This is a genomic window from Euzebyella marina (genome assembly GCF_003687485.1).
Taxonomy (GTDB): domain Bacteria; phylum Bacteroidota; class Bacteroidia; order Flavobacteriales; family Flavobacteriaceae; genus Euzebyella; species Euzebyella marina.
This window is the reverse complement of record NZ_CP032050.1, coordinates 1,029,429-1,048,062: the sequence shown is the minus strand read 5'-3', so window position 1 is coordinate 1,048,062 and position 18,634 is coordinate 1,029,429. Positions and strand designations below refer to the sequence as shown.

The 18,634-nt window shown below is 40.0% G+C and carries 11 protein-coding genes; 6 read left to right on the top strand and 5 right to left on the bottom strand.

Annotated features, from left to right (window positions below; translation table 11 throughout):
• Positions 1–474: 474 nt before the first annotated feature.
• The 3 genes from D1013_RS04240 to D1013_RS04230 all read left to right on the top strand — a co-directional run bounded on the left by D1013_RS04240 (position 475) and on the right by D1013_RS04230 (position 3,449).
• On the top strand, positions 475–2,214 hold the full coding sequence (locus D1013_RS04240) for a tetratricopeptide repeat protein (RefSeq protein WP_121847700.1): 1,740 nt from the start codon (positions 475–477) through the stop codon (positions 2,212–2,214).
• 96 nt (positions 2,215–2,310) lie between these two features.
• A complete protein-coding gene (locus D1013_RS04235) occupies positions 2,311–2,577 on the top strand; it encodes a transposase (protein WP_121847699.1) in 267 nt (88 codons plus the stop codon).
• 95 nt (positions 2,578–2,672) lie between these two features.
• Entirely contained in the window at positions 2,673–3,449 is a 777-nt protein-coding gene (locus D1013_RS04230) for an IS3 family transposase (RefSeq protein WP_121847698.1), read from the top strand.
• Between the two features lie 772 nt (positions 3,450–4,221).
• Here the strand turns inward: D1013_RS04230 and D1013_RS04225 are convergent.
• The 4 genes from D1013_RS04225 to D1013_RS04205 all read right to left on the bottom strand — a co-directional run bounded on the left by D1013_RS04225 (position 4,222) and on the right by D1013_RS04205 (position 9,272).
• Positions 4,222–5,442 (bottom strand): site-specific integrase, encoded by a 1,221-nt coding sequence (locus D1013_RS04225; RefSeq protein WP_121847697.1) that lies wholly within the window; start codon positions 5,440–5,442, stop codon positions 4,222–4,224.
• A gap of 225 nt (positions 5,443–5,667) precedes the next feature.
• On the bottom strand, positions 5,668–7,236 hold the full coding sequence (locus D1013_RS04215; protein WP_394343387.1) for a glycoside hydrolase family 32 protein: 1,569 nt from the start codon (positions 7,234–7,236) through the stop codon (positions 5,668–5,670).
• Between the two features lie 430 nt (positions 7,237–7,666).
• Positions 7,667–8,494, bottom strand: a complete 828-nt coding sequence (locus D1013_RS04210; protein ID WP_121847694.1) for a ferritin-like domain-containing protein — start codon at positions 8,492–8,494, stop codon at positions 7,667–7,669.
• Between the two features lie 19 nt (positions 8,495–8,513).
• Positions 8,514–9,272 carry a ferritin-like domain-containing protein gene (locus tag D1013_RS04205; protein ID WP_121847693.1) on the bottom strand — a complete coding sequence of 253 codons (759 nt, stop codon included), beginning with the start codon at positions 9,270–9,272 and terminating at the stop codon, positions 8,514–8,516.
• Between the two features lie 417 nt (positions 9,273–9,689).
• Between D1013_RS04205 and D1013_RS04200 the strand changes: the two genes are divergently transcribed.
• From D1013_RS04200 to D1013_RS04190, 3 genes are all read left to right on the top strand, one after another.
• On the top strand, positions 9,690–13,205 hold the full coding sequence (locus D1013_RS04200; RefSeq protein WP_162987798.1) for a VCBS repeat-containing protein: 3,516 nt from the start codon (positions 9,690–9,692) through the stop codon (positions 13,203–13,205).
• A 74-nt stretch (positions 13,206–13,279) separates the two neighbouring features.
• On the top strand, positions 13,280–14,605 hold the full coding sequence (locus tag D1013_RS04195) for a vanadium-dependent haloperoxidase (RefSeq protein ID WP_121847691.1): 1,326 nt from the start codon (positions 13,280–13,282) through the stop codon (positions 14,603–14,605).
• 26 nt (positions 14,606–14,631) lie between these two features.
• Entirely contained in the window at positions 14,632–15,999 is a 1,368-nt protein-coding gene (locus tag D1013_RS04190; protein ID WP_205601273.1) for a sulfatase-like hydrolase/transferase, read from the top strand.
• 90 nt (positions 16,000–16,089) lie between these two features.
• Here D1013_RS04190 and D1013_RS04185 read toward each other — a convergent pair whose 3' ends face one another.
• Positions 16,090–18,534, bottom strand: a complete 2,445-nt coding sequence (locus D1013_RS04185; RefSeq protein WP_162987797.1) for a TonB-dependent receptor — start codon at positions 18,532–18,534, stop codon at positions 16,090–16,092.
• Between the last annotated feature and the right edge of the window lie 100 nt (positions 18,535–18,634).

Sequence of the window (18,634 nt, the reverse complement as noted above, 5' to 3'; positions counted from 1 at the left end):
ATCGCACTATTGGAAGGTGGTAGTTCTACCTCGGATTTTAGAAGCGTTTCCAAGTTGACTTTATATAAATGAAAAAGCAATGATTTTGGATTAAACTCTTGAAAATATATTTCTTTACTGTTGGGGTGCCAGGTTAGAGATAACTGAGTAAAGGAGGAGCTATCAATTTTTATAATTTCTGAATCTAATAAGCATTTTTTAAAAAGTTTAAAATATGAATCCTTTCTACTTTTAAGAAGGATTGATTTCCCATTTGGAGAAATGCTTACATAGGATATTGCTCATGTAAGATTTTACTATACCGAGCAAACCCAGTTGAATGGGATGAATTGGAGCATCCAATAATAATTGATAATAGGAAAATTAACGAGTAAAATTTTGGAAAAAAGAATCTAATAGAATTTTCTTACATTAGGTGATGTGTAGTTATACAAAATTGATTTAAATATATATAATCTTTTAATTTTTTAGTTGATGGCTTTAAAAGCAATATCTAAACATTTACTTAGGCATATATTGTTTTCGATTGTTTGTTTCATGATTACGGGATTTAGTTACTCGCAAACGCAAAATTTCTCGGTTAAAGGCATAGTTAGGAATACTATAGGTGAACCTATGGCTAACGTCAATATTAAGATAAAAGGAACTCCAAGTGGTACACAAACCGATAGTAATGGACGATATCGAATTGAAATTAACCGTAGGGAGGTGTTGTTGTTTTCGCATATTGGATATGAAAACTTAGAAAAATTGGTTGAAGCTGAGACCCAAGACCTGAATATTCAAATGGAAATTGGTACTACTGAACTTGATGAGGTGGTTTTGGAAAAGAAAAAATCTCATTCTCAAAAGTCCATGCTCGAAAATTATATGTTAAATCCAAATCTTATAAAGACAAGATTGGGCATTATTGATAAGGACAGAATGTCTTATCCGATTCAAATAATTCAAGGTTCGGACTTAATTACTGCAGGGCCTGATTTTTTGTATTCCCTCAAATCTTTCTATCCTAGAATGGAGGTTGTAAGGGAAGATGGACATGTCAAGGTATTTTTACAAAAATTAAGTTACAGTGAGCCAAAAAATGCAGCAATTTTCGATGTCGATGGAATTATACAGGAAACAGCACCCACGTATCTTCATGCCAATGATATAGAAAGGATTGCTGTGCTGGTTAGAGGTGCCGCCGCCGCAAGATACGGTCCGCAAGGTTCTCAGGGTGTTATTATTGTTAATACGAAAGGCCAGGCAAAGATAGATGACATGGGCGTAGATAGGAGATATAATAATGAAACCTTAAAGGACAGTTTAATAAGTGCGGTCAATACAGTCTCTATGTATAGAAATACTCTACCAAACGTTATCTGTGGATTTGAACGGGCTGACTCGAAAGACATGGCCATAGAACTATACCAATTGAAAATTGCCGAGAACGTGGACAATCCATACTATTTTCTAGAGTCTTCCAGATACTTTTATGACAAATGGGGAGATTTGGATATAGCTACCGAAATTTTAGGACGTGTCGAGACTGATTTTTCAAAAAACCTTCCTGTCCTGCGAGCAGTGGCATTTTATTATGAAGAGTTTAATGCTTATAAAAGGGCCATTTCCGCATATTGCAAAGTTTTGCGCCTTCAACCAAAGATGGCCCAGTCATATAGGGATTTGGTCAATTGCTATGCCGAAATCGGAAATTACCGTGTTGCGGTATATTACTATGTGAGGTATAAAAATATGCTTAAAGTTTTACCCGAAAATGAAGTGGAGAGCTTAGGGGCAGATTACCCATTCGAAATGGAAGTTGAGAAAATAATGTCAAAATGGAAGGGGCTTAATATAAATAACCACGTAAAGTCAGTAAGTTCAGACAACCAAGTAAGAAGATTGGTCCTTGAATGGAATGTTTCCAAAATTGATCTAACATTTCAATTCAAGAACGATTTAGGGGGTTATGATGATTGGTCAAATTTTGATAATCCCGAGATGAACAAAAACGGATATTTATATCAAGATTTTTTCTTTGATGTAGAAACGGGGGGTAAATGGATTGTTAATATAAAGAATCTTAAAAATAATACCTTTTCTCCATTTATATATATAAAAGCCACATCTTACAACAATTATGGTCTACCGAACCAAACCAAAAATGAGAAGGTTTTTAGGTTCGGCGAGGATGTAGATAATGTACAATTATTTATTATTGATATCTAGTCTTGGCGATTTTAAAATTCATATCGCACTGTAGCCTTCCCTAAAAATAGGACAGTTTAAAATTCAGATTTTCTAACTTTAAATTTTAACTGTCACATGAAAAAAACCAAGTTTACAGAGAGCCAGATCATCAAGGCTTTAAAGGAAAATGATCAAGGAAGAAGTACTGCGGAAATTGCCCGGGAACTGGGCATAGACAAGAGCACTTTTTATTACTGGCGAAAGAAGTATGGCGGGATGGAGACCAGCCATTTAAAACGTCTCAAAGAGCTGGAGGAAGAAAATTGCAAGCTCAAACAGATTTATGCCGATGCCGGTCTGGATATCAGAATGCTCAAAGATGTCCTCTCAAAAAAGTTCTAGGGCCTTCCGACAAACAACATCGCGCAAGTTATCTCATAAAACAGTAGGAGGTATCGGTAAAGCGGGCCTGTTGGGTGTTAAGCCTGACACGCTCAATGTGGTATTACCGCAGCAAAAAGGATGACAAGGAGGTAATTGACAAGCTCTCCGGGCTGGCAGCAGCCTTACCCACCCGTGGATTTGATGAGTATTACAAGCGTATCCGTCGCGAAGGCCTTCAGTGGAACCGTAAACGTGTCTTAAGGGTTTACCGGAGCATGAAGCTCAAATTTAGACGCAAGCATAAAAAGCGGATGATTTCCAGGGTCAAACAGGCACTGGAAGTTCCGTTGCATCTCAACGAATGCTGGAGTATGGATTTTATGGCAGACACATTATCCGATGGCAGGAAGGTGCGTATTTTGAACGTAATGGATGATGGTAACCGGGAAGCCCTGGCTGTGGATCCTGCGCTGAATTATCCAGCCAGAAAGGTTGTTGAAACCCTGGAACAACTGGAGGAAGAGATTTGCCTTCCAAAAACTATACGCTGTGACAATGGACCGGAGTTTCTCTCCAAGACCTTTAACCAGTGGTGTAAAAGAAAAAGAATCGAGATCAAGTTTATTCAGCCAGGAAAACCAATGCAAAATGGCTCTATTGAAAGACTTAATAGATTTCAGAGGGAAGATGTCCTAGATGCTTACTGGTTTAATGATCTATACCAGTTAAAATCCTTATCCAACAAATGGAAGATAGATTATAATAACAATCATCCGCATCAATCCCTAGGAGATAAATCACCAAAGGAATTTTTAGCGAGATCAATAGATGATTTCAATGAAAAACCAGAATCATTTAATCAAAAAATACTGAATTTAGAGTTGTCCTAAAAAGGGTAAGGCTACAGGTACATTGCAAAATTCAATTAGACCTTAATTTTAGGAGTTTACATTTTTAAAAACACTTTTATCTAGTGACTGATATGGTCTTGATTTCCATATTTAGATATAAAAAAGTTGGCAAGATGAACTTGTTGTTCCCCGTGGCGTTTGGGCATATTTCTGACATAAGAGTTAATCAGTAAAATATTCGATATTATAATGAGGAATATACTGTGGTCTTTCAAAATGTCACTGCTGCCTTTGCCTAAGGTATAGTTGAAAATACTAATAATATTAAACACCATTCAGAAGATAGAACTGTACTGATATAAGTCATAGATTTTTAAAATACCTATTACAAGAGAAGGCTCTTCTGTAAAGACCACTTTTAGTAGCTATTGATTGATTCGCGTAGTGAGTTACCGAAGATTAGAGAAACCATTTTGTGAAAAGCACTATAGATTCTATGAGAACAGTCGAGATTCCTATTTTCCAATTTTGGGAATTGTGGCAATGACACTGTAGAAAGCCAGAGGAAGGAAGTAGAATCATTAACCATTTATTCTGAGCAAACCGGAATTGGTGGAAGAATTACATAATTATACTTATTTTTATAATGCAGAATATTCATATAATTTAGCGGTGAATGTCCTGTTTTACAGACAGTTTAGAGTTCGGTTAATCAGTATCGAAACAAAGTGTCAAGTGTTGATTTTTAGTTAGTTGTTATTACTGCTTACTTCCAGTCATGACGACCTCCCTTAAATTGTCGTGAATAACTTTAGATAGCTTCAATTAATTTCTCGTTGTAGTCATCCAGGATAGTAGTCGGCAAGGATTTGAGATAGATTTGAGTTGTATTCAGCTTACTATGTCCAAGCATGGCAGAAATGGCCTCCAAAGGAATGTTGTGAAGCATAGCTTGTGTAGCAAAGCTATGTCTGCTAACGTAGGTTGTAAGCTTCTGCTCAATTCCACATAACTCCTGAATTGTTTTTAACCCACGATTATAACGCTGCCTTTCCCAATTAATCTCTCGTTCCTGTTTAGCAGGATTTTCTCGTTTTATTACAGGAAATATGTAATCCGCCGCTTTCTTTCCTTTCAAATAACTGTTCAAGATTTCTGAAAGTTGTCCGGTTATTTTTATGTCATATAGTTTTCCCGTTTTCTTTCTGCGAAATTTAATACGACCGTTCACTATATTGCTTACTTGGAGGTAGGCCATGTCCGTGAAGTTCATACCATAGAGAAAAAAGGAACAAATGAAATAGTTTCGATATCTAAACAATGCTTGATCCTCTGGAATTTCCAATTCTAGAATCTTTCTAATATCTTCAATTTCCAAAGCTCGTTTTTCGGTTGGAATTTGTCTTATGGTATAATTCATAAAAGGATAGGCTTCCTTTTCAATTAATCCCGCTTTTATACCCTTATTGAAGAGTGCTCGTAAGCCGCGTAAGTAAGTAGATAATCCATTCCAACTATTTCCCTTTGCTAAATGATATTTTTCAAAGCGTTTGATGAAGGAGTAATTCACTTCATTAAACTTAAGATCTTTGCCCTTATTGAAGGTCTTCAAGACCGATAAAATGCCTTTATAATGTCTGGCCGTCCCATATCTGTGTGCCGCCTTTAAATCCTCAACTACAGAATTCCCAAATTCAAAAAAGGATTCATAGGTGCTGTTTCTTGTGATTCGATTTTTCACTTCAACAATTGACAAATAGTTTAAATTACCTTGATCAGAAAGTTTGTTGAGAATGTCATTTGCACGAGCTTCTTCTTTTAATAAAAGCGTATTCAATCGGGCAATGGATTCCGTGCGAGGGAAGTTTCTTTTAATGGAACATTTTTGATGATCCCAAAATATTTCGGATATTGAAAAACCAGTTGCGATGGATGTTGTTTTTCGCAAATGGGTGAGGCGAAAAATTATAGGGTAGGTGCCATCTTTTTTTGCTCTTCTTGTATCCAGTAAAAGGGTCAAATATGTTCTCATTTACTTCAAGTTAGCAAAAAAATTTGCAAACAATTTGCAAACAAATGATTGATTCCAATTGATTCCAAATGAGGTCAAAATAAATGTAACACATTGACATGCAATAAATTATATCGATTTTGGTTTTTGGAAGATTTGGTATTAAAGCGGCTTCTAAGCAGACGGTCGAAGGTTCGAATCCTTCCGCGATCACAGAAGACCCCTCTTTATGAGGGGTTTTTTGTTTCAATCAAATTTCAACTGGTCGATTTTTAAATCTTCCAAAATCAATTCTCCATTCTCTGATATTACGGATAACTGGTCGTAAGGCGTCGTTGGAAAGAAAATTTCTGTTATAGGCGTAGAACCCCCATCAAAAAACAATTCAATGGACGTTTTATCCAAAAGAATTTCGGCATCATGAACTGATTTCTCCGATAACCTTGGCGCCACTGATATTTTTTCGGCGAATTCATCGTGAAAATCTACTATCCCCGATTTTCTTCGGTCGACAAAAAATTGTTTGTCATCGGAGTTATAACCAAAAAGCAACTCTTCCCCTTTCTCGTTAGATAATTTAAATGTGTATGATATTTCATCGATTGAGGGCAGAGTATAGGCAATACGGGCCTTGGAGTAATCAATATCTTCACCTCCTAAAATCTTCTCTTCACCTTCTTTTATCGAAACCGTTCCTTCTTCCAAACCCTTATCAATAAAGTTCCGAACCTCGTCAACAGGTTCAGACCTAAGCATGGGCACTCCGTTCTCGGAAATCAACCGAAGTGTGCGAGGTATGCTCTGACTACTTCGCCAAGTGGTGGTCGGTACTTGATTGGCATAATGACCATCGACCATCCAACCTATAAATATTTTACGCCCATCTTCCTCTGGAACATTTGACCAGGTTACCCCGGCATAATTATCTTTTCCAAAATCAATCCAAAAGTCATGCTTTTCGGCGAGTGCTGTTTTAAACGAGTCGTCTAAAGTGAATTTTTCGCCATCAAAATCACCGATAAAGTATTGAGTTCCGTTTCCTCCGTTTGGTGCTCCCCCACTGATGCTGCCCAACATCACCCATTTCACCTCATCGGTTCCTTCGATTGTCATCGGAAATAAATCAGGACACTCCCAGACGCCGTCATGACTGCCCACATCCTTACCAAATCGGTCCGTTAGCGTCCAATCGATTAAATTTTTTGAGGTATAAATCATCATCTCGCTGTCTGCAGCCAATATCATGGCCCATTGTTGGCGTTCTTCATCCCAAGTAACCTTTGGATCCCTATAATCTCTAATGCCAGGATTTTCAATTACCGGGTTTCCATCGTACTTCGTCCATGATTTCCCTTCATCTAAAGAGTAAGCAATCGCTTGGGTCTGCGCATCAATCTTGCCTTCATCACCCTTTTTGGGATCATGATACGTATACATGGCAACAATGGGTATCTCTCCATTTTTGGCAAGCCCAGAGGTATTTTCATAATCGACCACAGCGCTACCCGAAAAAATATACCCTAACTCATCGGGATATAAGGCTATTGGAAGGTGTTCCCATTTAATCAAATCGGTACTAATGGCGTGGCCCCAATGCATAGGCCCCCAAATATTATCGTCTGGGTAATGTTGATAAAACAAATGGTACTTTCCGTTAAGATAAAACATACCATTTGGGTCGTTCATCCAACCGATTTTTGGAGTGAAATGGAAATTAGGCCGGTAAAGTTGCTCTTCGACAGAAGCGATTTCCTTTGTTTCTTCCTGTACTGGTTTTTCCTTTTGATTTTTGCACGAAAACGTTTGAAATAAAATAGCTGAAGCGGTAATAAGTAGCGTTAGTCTGTTATTCGTGAGTTAGTTGGGTATTTAATTTGGAGGATTATTCAAAAGTGGTTCTCGTCTTTCCTATTACGAAGCAAAATCTGAAATAATTACATCATTTGTGATTGAATGTCAATTATTTAGTCGCTTTACAAATTCTTGAATATTCAGATAGCATCTAAGTGGGAGCAACTTGTTAATAGAATGTAATTCTACACAATTTTTTTAAATCTTCTTGGGTCCTATCCCAAAAAGAAGATTTTTACAACTTTAGAATTATACGACGTACTGCTACTTTCTATGTTCCAGTTAATCAGAAATATGACTCAAGCTAAATGAAAATACCTGGTGGGCAGCAATTAAAAAACCCTCTCTCGAAACGAGAGAGGGTTCTATAAAAGGAGCTGCTTTATATTCTTCGTTATTCTACGATGAAAAGGCTTGCTATTGCAACCGCATCATCACCTGAAAGTGGCTCATCGTATGCTTCGGTCGATGCTTCCATACTGAAAGCGGCATCACTACCAAGTGTAGTAACATCTACCCCACCTTGAGTAACGTTTTCCTCACCATTGTAAACCGCTTGGGTCGCTTCTGGCATTCCGTCGCCTCTTTCATTATTGGTAATCCATCCTTTAAGACCTCTCAACCTTCTAACTTCCGAAGCGTGCATGGCCTCAACGGCGTGTATTTGCAATGCGGCAGTTAGAAAATCAGAACCAAGCAGGTTACCGGCTTGCCCTTTATAGGCTCTTACACCTGTGTCTTCAAAAGCTTGCGCCAATGCCAATAATTGTGCGTAGGCGGTTTCTTGCCCTACGCCATATTCGTTGAACGGGTCAAAGGCGCCACCTGCCGTAAAATCGAAAGTCGGTTTTTCAACTGGGGTTACTCCTGCGCCTTCCAATCCGCTGATCAGAAAATCTACGTGGGCCTGCTCATGTTTAGAAATCTGCATGTACACCGTTTCTGGTCTACCGCTAGGCAAAACTCCTGATTGCAAAGCCAAATCGTAAAACTCGTCTTCTAAATATTCAAGAGTTAACGCCAATTGTAGGGCACTGACCGGGTCATTGCCTGACTCTTGAGCAAATGTTCTTTTGGGCATTGCAGCCATACCAAATGGGATTGCCGCAAGGGCTGCCTTCTTACCCATAGAGCCGAGAGAACCAAACATATCTCGTCTACTAGCCTTTTTATTGAGGAGGGATTCGTTCGTAAATCCATCTAAAAATTTTATAATATTCATAATTTTCTTCTTTTAGTGTTTAAGGTAAATTGTTAGCTGTGAACTTCGTGGTAATGAAACCTGTATCGCCCACGGCAGCCAATATGGCTGAAGGGTCAAGAGCAGCACTGAGTCCGTTACTTGCGGTTACATAATCGTCACCGGCGAAGTCTGCCGACCCCGGATTCAATAGCGTACGTATGGCCGAAGCATGTCTAGCCTCTACCGAAACAATCTTACCTGCAATTAACAGATAATTTGGGTCAGCAATCAAACGGCCTGCCCCATTATAAGCGGCAACACCGGTATCTTCAAGAACACTGGCCGTAGTTAATACCTGCTCTCTATTTCCAAAATCGAGGTTACCATAATCGAATTCCAAAGTAGGAAGCACCAAATCGGTATTACCATCAACAGCAGCTGTAATAGCCGCCTTGAAGAAATCTCTGTGGTTTACCTCATGGTAATATAAATCGGTAAGTACTTGTCTTTCCTCATCAGAAATATTGCCATAGAACGAATTCACAACCTTTGTGTAAAAATCGGCTTCGAGCTGCTCCAATGCGTAAGCATAATTAAGAACGCCTAAATCTCCTTCCCCTAAATCAAAAATTTTGTCTGGGTCCGGATCTGGATCCGGTTCCGGGTCTGGATCAGGCATCATACCCATACCATTATCATCATCACTACAGGCTACCAAAAGCCCCGCTCCAACAACGCCTAAACCTCCCAATTTCAGAAATCGTCGGCGATTTGTTGATTTACCAATAGGTTCTACCCTAACTATATTTTTTTTCATATGGCAATCTGTTTTTAAGGTTAATACACTAATACCTACGAGGGATTGGTAGGACGGTTTGGTCTTAAATGTTAAAATAATGTGAAAGCTATCATTTTAAGTGTAAACTAGGGGTATCGATGTGCTCCCCAACCTATATAGCATAGACGTCGGAAGCCCATATTGGGTTTTCAATAAAATTTTTAATTCTTTGTCAGAATCACTCCTTTTGGCAGTAACTAGCTATGGACTCACCCGTAAAATGACACGAAAAAGCCCATTTTTATTATGTTGAATCAAATTGTTGAGGAATAGAATCAATTTGTAAAGTACCTATTGATGCCAAAAGCTATTTTTATTTTTCTCAATTTAACTACCAATTTTTGCCAATTCAGGATTTTTTATATCCGCCTGTTATTGACAAGAAAACTCAAACTAATGAAAACTAACTATCAACTCAGACTACTAATGCTCTTGTTGCTGGCCCCATTTTTTATTTGGTGTCAAGACAGCAACACACTTTTCAAACTGCATCCGGCAAGCCGTACCGGAATTGAATTCAATAATTTATTGACAGAAAGCGATACCCTCAATATTCTCAACCAGGCCAATATTTATAATGGAGGGGGAATCGGCATGGGCGATTTTAATAATGACGGACTTATTGATGCCTATTTTGCCGGCAACATGGTCTCAAACAAACTCTACCTCAACCAAGGAAATTTTAATTTCAAAGATGTTACTAAAGAGGCAATCGTTGATGGGCAAGGACATTGGAGTACGGGAATTTCTGTAGTCGACATTAATGCCGATGGCTGGCTAGACATCTATGTCGCGGCTTCATTTAGAAATGACTCCGAACGCAGAACCAACCTCTTGTATATCAATAAAGGAACCAACAAAAAGGGAATTCCCATTTTTGAAGAGTCGGCCAAATCGTATGGGTTGGCCGATGATGGATATAGTACACAAGGCTATTTTTTTGACTACGATCAAGATGGTGATCTGGACATGTATCTCGTCACCAATGAAATTTATGATTCTCGCACCCCCATTCGCTATCGGGCGAAATTGACCGACGGTTCTGCAAAAAATACAGACCGCCTTTACCGAAACAACGGAGACCATACGTTCACCAATGTCTCAGAAAATGCAGGAATCACTATAGAGGGATGGGGACATGCCGCTAACATCAGTGATTTTAACGGCGACGGGTGGCCCGATATTTATGTCGCGAACGATTTTGTATCAAACGACCTGCTTTATATTAACAATCAAGATGGCACTTTTACCAATCAGTTAGACAACTATTTCAAGCACACGGCATGGAACGCCATGGGTACCGACGTAGTCGATTTTAACAATGACGGTTTTCCCGATGTTATTTCGTTGGAGATGCTTCCTGAGAACAATCTTCGAAAAAAACGAATGCTGAGTGGTAATGAGTATTACAATTACATCAACAACCAACAGTACAGCTACAACCACCAATATGTTCGTAATGTGCTTCAGTTGAGCAGCGGGCCTACCCCTAACGGCCACCCTGTATTTACCGATCAGGCATTTATGTCAGGTATTTACCAAACCGATTGGAGTTGGTGCCCGCTTGCTGCGGATTTTGATAATGACGGTTATAAAGACCTCATCATTACCAATGGTTTGCCTAAAGACGTTACTGATTTGGATTACATAGCTTATGAAAGTGGGCAAACAGCAGGAGCACAGAGTTACACTCTTGAAATGACCGACCGCTTACCGGTGGTTAAATTGGCTAATTACTCCTTTAAAAATATCGATGGTTCCAGATTTAAAAATACTTCTAAAAAATGGGGGATAGATCAAAAGTCATTTTCTAATGGCGGGGTCTATGCCGACCTTGACAATGATGGTGATCTTGACGTTTTAGTAAACAATATAAATGACACCGCATTTGTCTATGAAAATACCCTGAACGTTCCGGACAGGCATGTATCGGTATCCATTAAAGGCCCAGCCAAAAATCCTGATGGTTATGGGGCATCCATAAAGGTATACTCCAACGGTAAAATGCAATATTTTGAGCATTACCCCATCAGAGGTTATCTGTCCACCAATGATTCCAGAATTCATTTAGGTATCGGCAACGCGGCCCAGGTTGATTCTTTGCGGGTACAGTGGCCCGATGGAAAATCGCAACTTTTAAGCAACATCGTTGAAAACCAGATTTCAGTTAATTATTCGAATGCGACATCCGTTAAAGAAAGTAAGCCTTCTTTTGACAACTCCATTTTCTCCGACGCTTCTTCCGAACATCAATTGGTTTACACCCCAAAAGAAACAGACTTTTCAGACTTCAATATTCAGCCAACCATTCCGCATAAATTAAGTCAATATGGGCCGGGCATTGCCGTGGGCGATATTGATGGTAATGGTCATGATGACCTATATATTAGTGGCTCTTCCGATAACCCAGGAGTGTTCTTTATGCAAAATAGTGACGGTACATTTAAAAAAGATGCCAATCGTTTCTCCCAAAAAGAAGACATTCTTTATGAAGATATGGGCGTACTTTTTTTCGACGCCGACAACGACAACGACCTAGACCTTTACCTAGTTAGTGGCAGCTATGAAATACCTGCTAGGCACGAAATCAGCAATGACCGCTTTTTTCTAAATGATGGTAAAGGTTACTTTACACGGGCCAACAACCTTCCTAAAGATTTCACCAATGGGTCTTGTGTAAAAGCCGCTGATTTTGATGGGGATGGCGACCTTGATCTTTTTGTAGGTGGTAGAGTAGTTTCAGCAGCCTATCCGCAAGCTCCGGAAAGCTTCTTATTCCGTAACGACAACGGTCAATTTGTTGATGTTACCGAGACTTATAGCCCTAAATTGAAACGCATTGGAATGGTTACGGATGCTCTTTGGAGCGATTTTGATATGGATGGAAAACCAGACCTTATCTTGGCCGGTGAGTGGATGCCCATTACCTTTTTCAAAAACACCGGAGACTCGCTGGTCGAAATAAAAACGGGCGTCGAAAACCGCAAAGGTTGGTGGAACAGCTTAGTAGCCGGCGATTTTGATAATGACGGTGACATGGATTATGTAGCCGGAAACTTAGGGCTCAACACAAATTATGAAGCTACCCCAGAAGAACCGATGACCATCATTGCCAAAGACATGGATAAAAATGGATCTTTTGATGGAACCGTTTTTTGTTATATGATGGGCGACGATGGAATACGCAAACCTTATCCGATACCATCACGTGACGATTTGGTAGGCCAGGTAGTCAGCATGAGAAAAAAATTTCCTACCTATACCTCATACGGTATGGCCGACATGGATCAACTATGGACGGAAGCCCAAAAAGAAGGAGCCATCATTTTAGAGGCCAACGAAATGAGAACCTCCTTTATTGAAAACAAGGGCAATGGTCAATTCACCATGTCTCCCTTGCCCAATGAAGCACAAGCGGCCCCAATTTATGGTATGATGGCCGAAGATATCAATGAAGATGGTTATTTAGATATACTCATGGTTGGCAACGATTACGGAATGGATCCCTACAGCGGTCGCCACGATGCCTTTAATGGGCTATGTCTATTAGGTTCTAAAAATTCAGGATTTCAACCCATGCAGTTACAAAACTCCGGATTTTATGTAGAGGGTGATGCCAAGGGGTTGGCCAGGGTACACATAGCCGACCAGAAAGACCTTTATATTGCCACCCAAAACCAAGATGAACTTATTGTACTGCAAAAAGATTCAAATAAAACCAAGAAGTGGGTACATATTCAACCCGACGATTTTTCTGCCGATATTTGGTTTAAAGATGGCCGTCGCAGAAGGGTAGAATTTCAATATGGATCTAGCTACCTTTCTCAGTCTTCAAGAACGCTTCCTTTAGAAGAAGGTGCTACCAAAATTACCATCACCAATTTTAAAGGAGAGAAAAGAGAGGCCCTATAGTCGGAATTCTTACTAACCCAATTTTAAAGAACTAGTTTCACCGCTAAGGCGGTTTTAAAGACAAAACCCCACAAATGAAAAGATTAAGTTTATTGGCAATTTTAATGATGCTGACCGTTTCTTCGAAACATCCGGTCAATTATAAGAAACTTTCTGCCAGTGAAGAAGCCGATTATTTGCATCGGGCCGTTAAGCAGGTTACCGATGTAATGGTGTACGATATATATTCGCCCCCCGTGACCAGCAGAACGTATGCTTATGTTTCGGTAGCTGCCTATGAAACCCTTATTCAGGGTAATAAAAAATATATATCAATGGCCGGCCAACTTCATGGTCTTGAAGCCTTCCCTTCTTTGGATAAGGATAAAAAATACGACCTTACCTTAGCAGCCATTCACGCCGTTCTTACCACAGGTAAGGCCTTTGTCATCTCCGAAGAACGCATTGATACTTTTGAAAAGGAATTGTTAGCGGAAATCAAAGAGAATGGTATTCCCCAGAAAATATTCGATAATTCCATTGCTTACGGAGACATGGTAGCAAAGCACGTTCTCCAATGGTCCGCAAAAGACAAATATTCCCAAATCAGGTCAATGCCCGATTATAGTGTCAAAAGTGGCGAAGGCTACTGGAAACCTACGCCTCCTGCTTATATGAAGGCCATTGAACCCAACTGGAACAAACTTAGAACCTTTATGATCGACTCTGCAGAGCAATTTAAGCCTGTAGCTCCCCCAGATTTTTCACGTGACAGTACCAGTTTGTTTTACAAGGATGTCATTGATGTTTATGAGCAAGTGAAAAACAATACGCCCGAAGAGAATGAGATTGCTAATTTTTGGGACTGTAACCCTTTCAAAATGAACGTTCGCGGGCATGTTATGTTCGCCACCAAAAAGATATCACCTAACGGACATTGGATGAACATCACCTCTTTGGTCTGCAAAAAAGCCAAGGCCTCTGCCGTAGAATCAGCGGAAGCCTATGCTTCATTGGCGGTCACCCTAGCCGATTGCTTCATCAGCTGCTGGGATGAAAAATACCGCAGTTCGGTCATTAGGCCAGAAACTTATATCAATCAATATATCGACCCGAACTGGTTACCGGTACTCCAAACTCCTCCATTTCCTGAGTATACTAGCGGTCACAGTGTAGTGTCTTCTGGAGCGGCTATTATTTTGACCAAACTTTTCGGGGAGAATTTTGAGTTTGCAGATTCTACAGAAGAAGAGTTCGGCCTGCCTACACGTCATTTTAAATCGTTTAGGGATGCCGCTAACGAGGCAGCCATCAGTCGTTTTTATGGAGGTATCCATTACATGCCAGCTATCGCCAACGGTCAAGATGAAGGTTTTGCCATTGGTGAGTATTATTCGAATAAACTTAAGACTAGAAGATAAGTTCAATTACCATAAAAACCAATCGCTTGATCAAACCTAAAAACATACTTTGTTCGCTTGTTCTGATATTTTCTTTTCTATTACGGAATCAAACTATTGCGCAGTCGAACAGGCCCCACATCATAATTATTTATACCGATGACATGGGCATCGGCGATCTATCATGCTACAACAGTGGTTGGGTAACCACACCGCATATCGATTCTCTGGCCGCCGGGGGTGTCAAGTTCAATAACTATTACAGCGCATCGCCTGTATGCTCCCCCTCCAGGGCTGCTATCACAACAGGTATTTTTCCAACGGAGCTTGGCATCAACACATACTTACATAGCCGAGAAGGGAACAAAAAACACGAGCAATACGATTTTTTAGACCCACAATGGCCTTCAATGGCGAGAATGCTCCAAAATTCGGGTTACAAAACAGGACACATTGGTAAATGGCATTTGGGCGGAGGAAGAGATGTAGACGATGCCCCACAAATTACCGAGTACGGCTTTGATGAGTATGTAACTACCTATGAAGGTCCTGACCCGGATAAGTTGATAACTGCATCGAATTGGATATGGAGTGAACAAGACAGTATCAAACGTTGGGAAAGAACAGGGTACTTTGTAGACAAAACTTTGGACTTTCTTTCCAGAAACCAAAAATCGCCCTGCTTTGTGAATCTATGGCCAGATGATATGCATGACCCCTGGATACCTAGCGAGAACTATTATGATGACAAACAAGCATGGACGGGCAAAGAGGCCTTCGTTCAGGTATTAAAGGAATACGACAAACAAATCGGCCGATTGATCAAAGGCTTAAAAGATTTAGAAATATTCGATAATACCCTCATCATTTTCACTAGCGATAACGGTGCCTACCCTACTTTTGAACAAATTAGGACCAACAGCCAGAGAGGAGCCAAAAACAGTTTGTATGAAGGAGGTGTGCGAATGCCTTTTTTGGCTCATTGGCCTAATGAAATCGAAGCAGGTACAGTAGACAGTGAAACTGTGTTAAGCTCCGTAGATTTACTGCCCACCATCAGCTACATTACAGGGGCCGAAATACCTCAAAACTATAAGGGCAGTGGCGAGAATATGAGTAAAGCGCTTTTAGGAAATAAACCACAAAAGAGAACTACCGATTTGATGTGGGATTTTGGCCGCAACAAACACTTCAACCGACCTAAACAACCACATCATCAAAGCCAACACTTGGCCATTCGACGAGGCCCTTGGAAACTTTTGGTCAATTCAGATGGCTCCAAGAAAGAATTGTTTCATTTGGGTGACGATAGAAACGAAACAACCAATATTGCAAAAAAACATCCTGAAATAGCAGAGGAACTTTCAAGCAAAGTAATTGGTTGGTTTACCACCAAGAAAAAAGTCAGGGAATAACCAATATTAGCTCTGGAAAGCTCATCATTCCTCGAAAGGATTCACAGATTGCTTTCTAGTCGACTTTCTATGCCTTAAAAAATTGACTTCTTAATCAACCCGCTCCAATTCTTCTTTAACCTTCGTTTCGCGAGTTTTCCGTCCACTCATTTGGCCAAAAGTTCTGGAATAGCCTAACATAAAAATTCGTGAAAAAGCGGATTCATCCCGATAGACCGACTTGGTATCGATATCAAAAATTATGGGTTGAAGGGACCCATTGTGCGTGTTTATTTTGAAGGATTGAAAAATATCGGTCACCATAAATTTCAATGTGCCCCCATTGTTTTTGAAGGTTTTTGACAACCCGAAGTTGGCCATTCCGAAACCTTGCGTTTTGTGTGACCCGTTAAAGGAAGGGAAATTGTACCAGCCCGAAAGTTCTATATTCCATTCTTGGGGTAAATCAACGGTCTGGCTAAAATTTAGGCTTTGAAATAGATAAGAATTCTCAAGAGGACTCGGAACATGCACGAGTTTGTATTTTCGATAGGAAGTGGTGCTTGATAGTGTAAATCTTGCCCAATTGGCCCAAGAAAAATTTGTGCTTGCAAACAGATTGACACTTTTTTGATATTCAGCATTTTGAGGGGAAATAATCAAAATATCGTTGGCAGCCGTAGAACTGAACTGGTTTCTTAAAATCGGGTCTTTTTCATCTTGCAGCGAAAAACCAACACTAAAGTTTCGGGTGGTATAGTCTGTTCGAAGCATGTTTGAAAATGAGGGATTGAGCAACGGGTTACCCGTAAAGATGGCCGTTGGGTCATTGTAATACAAACTGGTCACCAAATCGTTGTATGCTGGTCGTGAAATTCGTCTGTGATACGCCAGAACCAAGGAGCTATTTTCCCCAATTTTGCGGTCATACGATAGCGAGGGAAATAACTGATTGATTTTAAAGTCACTCGTGGCATTATGGATGGTCCTGTGCCAACTTTCAAAGCGTAGTCCAGCATACAACGTAGCTTTCTCGTTTAAGGACACTGCTACTTGCGAATAAACTGCCCATAGTTTTTCATCACTTGAAATGACACTTTGCGAACGTGGGTCCACCTGCCATTCTCCATCGACATTGGTTTCAATACTGCTATCGTTTTCATTTTTGGCATAACTTGCCTTTGCTCCAATTTCCAATTGTAGATTCTCATTCAAATCCAGCGCGTAATCTGCTTTTATGGCACCAAGGCCAATGCTTGATTTGCTTTGCCCACGGTTACCTTCGGTAAAAATTTCGTTATCTGGATTTATGGGATTTCCATTGGCATCAAAATAGCGACTGATGGTCAAGGCTGGATTGTCATTTCCGTAAGACAAAAGACTGGCATCCACATTCAATTTTGATTTCTCGGAAAGCTGGCTTGCCATATAAACCGAAGTAATGAAATTGTTTTTGTCACTATTGCCGATGTTGGTCAATTTGGAGCTAAAAGGCTCCTCACCCTCAATTTGCCGTCGATTGTTGATATTGGAAACCGTATTGTTGTTGCCATGCATAAACGAGAAATCAGCTCCAATTTCAGTGGACGTATTGAGGTGGTAATTCAAGGCGGTATTCAGGTTGTGGGTATTGTTGGTGAAATTGAAGTAAGTCGCGAATTCAGCAAAATTTTGTCCACCCAAAAAGGCCATGTTCTGGGTTCCCTCGCCCTCAAAGCCATTCTTCCCTTGATTGTGCATAAAACTGTACGAGGCATTGAATGCAAAACTGCCCTTGCCCAAGGCATATTGTAATGAAGTATTGGCCTTTGGTTTGATTCCAACCCCGACCGAAGCGTTTAAGTTGAGTTGTTCCCCTTCGTATTCGTTCTTTTTAAAAATAATGTTCAATACCCCTGCCCCACCGTCAGCATCATATTTTGCGCTAGGTGAAGTTATGATTTCCACTTTTTCAATATTCTCGGTGGAAGTACTCGAAAGCAGCTCCATAACTTCTTCAACTGACAAAGGCATTCTTCGCCCATTGAACAAAATGGTTACGCCAGTTTGCCCATTTAGGTTGAATTGATTGTTGTTTCTATCTACAAAAATTCCTGGTAAACGCTCAAGCACCTGCAACGCATTGCTTCCTTGGGTCATAATACTGCTCTGTACGTTAATGACCTTGCCAAAACTGGTATTCTGAACCAAGTTTTTTCGTGCGGACAGTACTACCTCATCCAATTGGCTGGCATTTTCAAGAAGCGTTATTCTTCCAAAATCCTTTTGGCTGTTTATTTCCATTTCAAAAACATCGGAGGAGTAATCCTCAAATCCTAAACTGCTCAATCCCAATCTAAAACTTCCTCCTATATCAAAAACAAAAGAAAAAATTCCGTCTTCGTTAGTAACTGCTCCCGTGAGCAATTTGTTATCCGAAGCTTGATACAGCACCACATTCACATAAGGCACTGGATTTTCATTTTGGTCCACCACCGTACCTGTAATTTGGGACTGAACGGAATATCCTAAAAACAAAGAAAACAACAACGAAAAGTGAGAAGCCGAATATTTCATAAAGATGAATTTGTCGCCAAATGAAAACATCAAGCTTTTCTGAAAAGAATGTTGTTGACCAAAAACAGTCAAAAATTGAAGAATAGCATTTTCTCAAAAA

Excerpts from the sequence above, each read along its gene's own strand:
- D1013_RS04210 (WP_121847694.1), bottom strand. The coding sequence starts at position 8,494 with ATGAATATTATAAAATTTTTAGATGGATTTACGAACGAATCCCTCCTC.
- D1013_RS04225 (WP_121847697.1), bottom strand. The coding sequence starts at position 5,442 with ATGAGAACATATTTGACCCTTTTACTGGATACAAGAAGAGCAAAAAAA.
- D1013_RS04205 (WP_121847693.1), bottom strand. The coding sequence starts at position 9,272 with ATGAAAAAAAATATAGTTAGGGTAGAACCTATTGGTAAATCAACAAAT.
- D1013_RS04235 (WP_121847699.1), top strand. The coding sequence starts at position 2,311 with ATGAAAAAAACCAAGTTTACAGAGAGCCAGATCATCAAGGCTTTAAAG.
- D1013_RS04240 (WP_121847700.1), top strand. The coding sequence starts at position 475 with ATGGCTTTAAAAGCAATATCTAAACATTTACTTAGGCATATATTGTTT.
- D1013_RS04230 (WP_121847698.1), top strand. The coding sequence starts at position 2,673 with ATGTGGTATTACCGCAGCAAAAAGGATGACAAGGAGGTAATTGACAAG.
- D1013_RS04200 (WP_162987798.1), top strand. The coding sequence starts at position 9,690 with ATGAAAACTAACTATCAACTCAGACTACTAATGCTCTTGTTGCTGGCC.
- D1013_RS04195 (WP_121847691.1), top strand. The coding sequence starts at position 13,280 with ATGAAAAGATTAAGTTTATTGGCAATTTTAATGATGCTGACCGTTTCT.
- D1013_RS04185 (WP_162987797.1), bottom strand. The coding sequence starts at position 18,534 with ATGAAATATTCGGCTTCTCACTTTTCGTTGTTGTTTTCTTTGTTTTTA.